Origin of the sequence: Streptomyces sp. WELS2 (assembly GCF_013870595.1) — a bacterium.
GTDB lineage: Bacteria > Actinomycetota > Actinomycetes > Streptomycetales > Streptomycetaceae > Streptomyces.
The window spans coordinates 1-5654 of record NZ_JACBWZ010000398.1; the positions used below are offsets into that span (position 1 = coordinate 1).

4 protein-coding genes and 1 pseudogene are annotated in these 5654 nt (G+C 71.5%); 2 read left to right on the forward strand and 3 right to left on the reverse strand.

The features are described from left to right. A pseudogene (locus H5J33_RS21510) lies at positions 1-530 on the forward strand (ankyrin repeat domain-containing protein); the annotation flags it as partial. A gap of 732 nt (positions 531-1262) precedes the next feature. Continuing rightward, positions 1263-1682 carry a DUF732 domain-containing protein gene (locus H5J33_RS21515; RefSeq protein WP_220212595.1) on the forward strand — a complete coding sequence of 140 codons (420 nt, stop codon included), beginning with the start codon at positions 1263-1265 and terminating at the stop codon, positions 1680-1682. A gap of 297 nt (positions 1683-1979) precedes the next feature. On the opposite strand, the gene H5J33_RS21520 is transcribed toward H5J33_RS21515, so the two are convergent. The 3 genes from H5J33_RS21520 to H5J33_RS21530 all read right to left on the reverse strand — a co-directional run. Continuing rightward, positions 1980-2630, reverse strand: coding sequence for a response regulator transcription factor (locus tag H5J33_RS21520; RefSeq protein ID WP_181796557.1), 651 nt, complete (start codon positions 2628-2630; stop codon positions 1980-1982). Continuing rightward, entirely contained in the window at positions 2618-3904 is a 1287-nt protein-coding gene (locus H5J33_RS21525; protein ID WP_181796558.1) for a sensor histidine kinase, read from the reverse strand. The genes H5J33_RS21520 and H5J33_RS21525 overlap by 13 nt, the downstream gene beginning before the upstream one ends. A gap of 235 nt (positions 3905-4139) precedes the next feature. Further along, positions 4140-5654 (reverse strand): Rne/Rng family ribonuclease (locus H5J33_RS21530; protein ID WP_258565275.1); only part of this gene is annotated, 1515 nt, incomplete at its 5' end.

A 5654-nucleotide genomic window follows, 5' to 3' on the forward strand; every position in this document is an offset into this window, starting at 1 on the left:
CCGGCATCGGCTACTACGACGGCACGGGACTGGCCTGCGTGGCCGGCATCGACGCTCAGGAGGCCGTACGGCGCCTGGCCGCGGTGCCGCCGGACGCCGGGCTGCTCGCCGAGCTGCTGGACGACCCGTACGGCGCCGACACGGACGACAGCCTGCGCATCGTCGGGGTGACGACCGTACCGGGCGGTTGCGTCGTCACCCAGCCCTGGGGGTACGGGCCGCAGATGCCGGGCGTACAGGCCCTGCTCTCCGCCGGTACCGTCTGCTACGGCATGTACGCCAACCCCAAGAGCGGCAACCAGGGCAGCCTCGTGCGCGACGGTGTCGTCGAGGGCTGGGACCTGCACCCCGGCGGCGGCCCGTACACCGGTATGCCTCCCGAGGAGGTCCTCACCGCGTACATCTACGGCTCCCACGCGATCGCCGAGTGCTGCGCCCACGCGGGCCTCTTCCCCGCCGACCCGCGGCCCTTCACCGGGCCACCCGACCTGTGGGTGGAACTCCCCGAGCGCGACTACTGGCAGCACTGACCGGTACCCCTTCCAAGGGCGCCCCGCGTCGGGTCTGCAGACGCGCGCGAGCCGCCGCCTGCCCGCCAGTCCCCGGGTGTGGCGGGCCGTGCACGGCGCGGCTCGCGTCGCAACGCCCCGGGCCCACGTCGAAGTTGGCGGGCCACTTGCGGCCTGCGGCGGATGCCGCGCTTGCCCGCGCGAAGGCACGGTGAAGGTCCTGGAGCAGCACGGCTTCGTCATCGAGGCCGCAGCCTGCGACGACGCCCGAACCGATCACGGATGGACCCAGGTCGCGCGGACGTGTGGACCGCCCCGTGCCGGCCCGCGGCGCGGTGATCCGACTGCTGCACCGTTGCACCTGCCCGGGCATAACACGGCCACCACGGCGCCGCCCCCCACGCCCGAACCGGCGCCGCGCACAGACCGGTTGATCGTCGCGACGATGGCAGCGATCCGCCCTGGCTACGCATGACCGACGGCGCAGATGCGGACGATCCAATCCCCTATGCGGGACACCCTCTCGGCGTCCGCGACCCTGACCGCGGCGCTGATCCGCCTCGCCCTGGTCACCGCCTGATCCGACCGGCGGCCTGAACCCGCCCCCTCCCTCCTCCACAGCGGCCTCGCGCCGGTGCGGTGCCCTGACGGAGAATCCCAGGCACACCCCCGCAACATGCGTATGCAGCGTGCAACCATCCGGTCCCCTCGCGAGTCACACCACACGAATCATCAGCACACCGCAGGGATCACATGAACCGCGCCACCATGACCACGTTCGCCGCCCTCGCCCTCGCCGCCACGCTCACCGCGTGTGGCAGCAGCGACGACAGCAGCACCAAGCCCGCCAAGACGCCGTCCCCCTCGGCCACCGCGCCCAAGGCCTCGCCCACCGCGTCCGACCCGCTCGCCGCCGCCGGCATCCCGGCCGCGCCCACCGGCCAGGCCCGAACCGACCTGCTGGCCGCACTGCGCAAGGTGAACCCCGCCCTGGTCGCCGACCCCGACAAGGCCATCGACAACACTCGTAACCAGTGCTCCGCCATCAACGGCAAGTCGCCCAAGGTCGACGACGTCGCGCAGGCCCGGTTCAGCAACGGCACGCACACCGTGAGCCCGGCCGAGGCCAAGCAGATCAACGCCGCTATCGGCGCCTACTGCAAGACCGCGTAGCGTCCCCGTCAACGCCCCGCCACGCTTGCGCGCGGCGGGGCCTCAGGACCCCGGGCCCGTAGCCGGATCGAGGAGGACGTGGGTCGGGGCCGATCCCGCTTCCAGGCGGGCAGTTTGCTTCCGGTTGGCGATGCGCCGGCAGGTCCCCAGGCGGAGAAGGAACACCTTGCTCTCACAGGGAACCCCCGCGGGTACGGGGAGCAGGTCCGCGCGCCCGAGCCTCTGACGCAGATCTTTGCCCCGGGACCGGACACGCAGCACCCCGTTGTCGACTGGGCATGCGGGCGTGATCGCGCACTATGCGGTCGCAACGCCCAGGAAGCGCAGCACCGCCAGGACGCGGCGGTGGTCGGCGTCGGCCTTGGGCAGATCGAGCTTGGTGAAGATGCTGTTGATGTGCTTGGCGACCGCGCTCTCGCTCACGACCAGCTCGGCGGCGATGCCGGAGTTGGACCGGCCGCCCGCCATCAGCTCCAGCACCTCCCGCTCGCGCGGTGTCAGCCGGTCGAGCGGATCACTGTGCCGGCGCACCAGCAGCTGTGCGACGACCTGCGGGTCGAGCGCGGTGCCGCCGGCCGCCACCCGGCGTACCGCCTCGGCGAACTCCTCGACGTCGGCGACCCGTTGCTTGAGCAGATAGCCGACGCCCGAGGTGTTGGTGGCGAGCAGATCGGCGGCGTACCGCTCCTCCACGTACTGCGACAGCAAGAGCACGGCGGTACGCGGATACTGGCGGCGAATCACCAGCGCGGCGCGCACTCCCTCGTCGGTGAAGCCGGGCGGCATGCGCACGTCGACCACGGCGATGTCGGGACGGTGCTCCTCGACGGCCGCCAGCAGCCCTTCTGCGTCGGCGACCTGCGCGCACATCTCGAAGCCGCCCGCCTCCAGCACCTTGACCACGCCGATGCGCAGCAAGAGGGAATCCTCGGCGATCACGGCACGCACGGCAGCTCCACGGTGATGACGGTCGGGCCCCCAGCGGGGCTGCGGCAGGAGAACGTGCCGTCGACGGACGCGACGCGCTTGGCGAGTCCGGCGAGCCCGGTGCCACCGCCGGCCACCGCGAGATCCGCCCCACCCGCCCCGTCGTCCGCGACGACCACCAGCAGTCTCTCCCCGGATTGTCCCACGGTCACGTCCGCCCGGGTCGCCTGGGCGTGTTTGACCACGTTCGTCAGGGCCTCGGAGACCACGAAGTACGCGACGGCCTCGACCGTGGGCGAGGGGCGCTGCGGCAGGTCCACCGCCACGCCCACCGGGATCGGGAGGCGGGCTGCGACCCCGGACAGCGCGGCGTCGAGGCCGCGGTCCTCAAGGACGGCCGGATGCAGGCCGCGCACCAGGTTGTTCAGTTCGGCGATCGCCTCCTTCGCCTCGCGGTGCGCCTCGTCGATCACCTTGCGGGCATCCGCCGGCAGGTCGCCGAGGGTGGCCCGGGCCAGGCCCAGGTTGACGGCGAGTGCAACGAGGCGCTGCTGCGCGCCGTCGTGCAGGTCGCGCTCGATCCGCCGACGCTCGGCGTCGGCGGCGTCGAGCACACCGGCCCGGCTCTCGGCGAGGTCGGCGACCCGGCGGGCCAGCTTCTCCGTGCGGCTGGGGCCGAGCAGGACCTCGGCCGCCCGGGTCTCCAGCCGCACCAGAGCACCGATCAGCCGGGGTTCGAGGAACAGCAGGGCGAGGCCGCCGACGGTGATGTACGCGGCCTGCGTGGTGTACCCGAGGTCGGTGACCCGCCACTGCGGAGGCAGTGCCCAGATCCACACGTAGATGGAGGCGGCCACGAGGGCGGCGGCCCAGACGGCGAGGACGGCGAGGTCCAGGACGGCGAACAGCGGACCCGCCACGGCGTGGTAGCAGACCTGCCGCCACAAGACCCGCGTGGCCAGCCGGCGCACCGCCGACTTCCAGCTGTGTCCCGGCCCGGGTACGGCGGGGCGCGGGAGATCCTTGCCGACGAGCGCCCGGTAGCGCCGCCGCTGCCCGACGGTCAGCAGGGGTGTCACCACGAGCGTGAGCAGCACGGGCAGCGCCACGAGTGTGAGCAGCACGGGCAGCGGAGTCGCGGCCGGCACCAACGCCGCCATCGTGCCGATCAGCCAGAGCCACAGTGGCATGACGGAGAGGTGGAGCGGCAGGCCGGCGGCGAGGAGCGCGGTCCGGTGTCCCGCCCTGCGGAACGGCCGGCCCAGTAGCAGCTGCAGCCACGTCGTGAGTTGCATGCGTCAAACGGTAAAGCCGCAGGCCATCCCCATACTATGACGCCTCCGCCCGGTTCGGGGGTGTACTTGTCTCTACCCCGGGTCGGAACCCTGCGTGACTGACGGCGCCCTGGTGTGCGGCGGAGAGTGGAGCACGTGAAGGGGAGAGCCGACGGGGAGCGGGGGAAGACGATGCGTCGACTGGTGTTGCGCGATGACGAATTGGCCGGTGCCGAGGGCTTCGACCGCACCGAGGTCATCCCGCTCCACGAAGAGGCGGAGGAGCCGCGCCCGCACCCCGGCCGCCGCGCTTCTTGCGCTTGCCGCCGCCACCGTTGGCGGTGGCCTGGTCCAGGTGGACGATGACACCGCGGCCGTTGCAGTGGACGCAGGTCTCGGAGAAGGACTCCAGCAGGCCCTGGCCGACCCGCTTGCGGGTCATCTGCACCAGGCCCAGCGAGGTGACCTCGGCCACCTGGTGCTTCGTACGGTCCCGGCCCAGGCACTCCAGCAGGCGGCGCAGCACCAGGTCGCGGTTGGACTCCAGGACCATGTCGATGAAGTCGATCACGATGATGCCGCCGAGGTCGCGCAGCCGCAGCTGGCGCACGATCTCCTCGGCCGCCTCCAGGTTGTTCCTGGTGACCGTCTCCTCCAGGTTGCCGCCCTGGCCGGTGAACTTGCCGGTGTTGACGTCGATGACGACCATCGCCTCGGTCCGGTCGATCACCAGCGAACCGCCGCTGGGCAGCCAGACCTTGCGGTCCAGCGCCTTGGCGAGCTGCTCGTCGATCCGGTAGGTGGCGAAGACGTCGACCTCGCTCGTCCACTTCGACAGCCGGCCGGCCAGGTCCGGGGCGACGTGCGAGACGTAGCCGTGGATGGTCTGCCAGGCTTCGTCGCCGCTGACGATGACCTTGGAGAAGTCCTCGTTGAAGATGTCGCGGACGACCCGGACGGTCATGTCCGGCTCGCCGTACAGCAGCGTCGGGGCGTTGCCGCTCTTGGCCTTCTTCTGGATCTCCTCCCACTGCGCCTGGAGCCGTTCGACGTCACGGCGCAGCTCGTCCTCGCTCGCGCCCTCGGCGGCGGTGCGCACGATGACACCCGCGTCCTCGGGGACGATCTTCTTGAGGATGGTCTTCAGCCGGGCCCGCTCGGTGTCGGGCAGCTTGCGGCTGATGCCGGTCATCGAGCCCTCGGGCACGTACACCAGATAGCGGCCCGGCAGGGAGACCTGGCTGGTCAGACGGGCACCCTTGTGACCGATCGGGTCCTTGGTGACCTGCACCAGGACGGACTGGCCGGACTTCAGGGCGGACTCGATGCGGCGCGGACCGCCCGACATGCCGAGCGCGTCGAAGTTGACCTCGCCGGCGTACAGGACGGCGTTGCGGCCCTTGCCGATGTCGATGAAGGCGGCCTCCATCGACGGCAGCACGTTCTGGACCTTGCCCAGGTAGACGTTGCCGACGTACGAGGTCGACTGCTCCTTGTTGACGTAGTGCTCGACGAGCACGCCGTCCTCCAGGACGCCGATCTGCGTACGGTCGCCGTGCTGGCGGACCACCATCACGCGCTCGACGGCCTCGCGGCGGGCGAGGAACTCGGCCTCGGTGATGATCGGGACGCGCCGGCGCCCCTGCTCACGGCCTTCCCGGCGGCGCTGCTTCTTGGCCTCCAGCCGGGTCGAGCCCTTGATGGACTGCACCTCGTCGGACGGCTCGCTGGGCTTGCGCGGCTCGCGGACCTTGACGACGGTGCGCTCCGG

What these genes read in the sequence shown, in the direction of transcription:
- H5J33_RS21515 (WP_220212595.1), top strand. Translation starts at nt 1,263, where the DNA reads ATGAACCGCGCCACCATGACCACGTTCGCCGCCCTCGCCCTCGCCGCC.
- H5J33_RS21525 (WP_181796558.1), bottom strand. Translation starts at nt 3,904, where the DNA reads ATGCAACTCACGACGTGGCTGCAGCTGCTACTGGGCCGGCCGTTCCGC.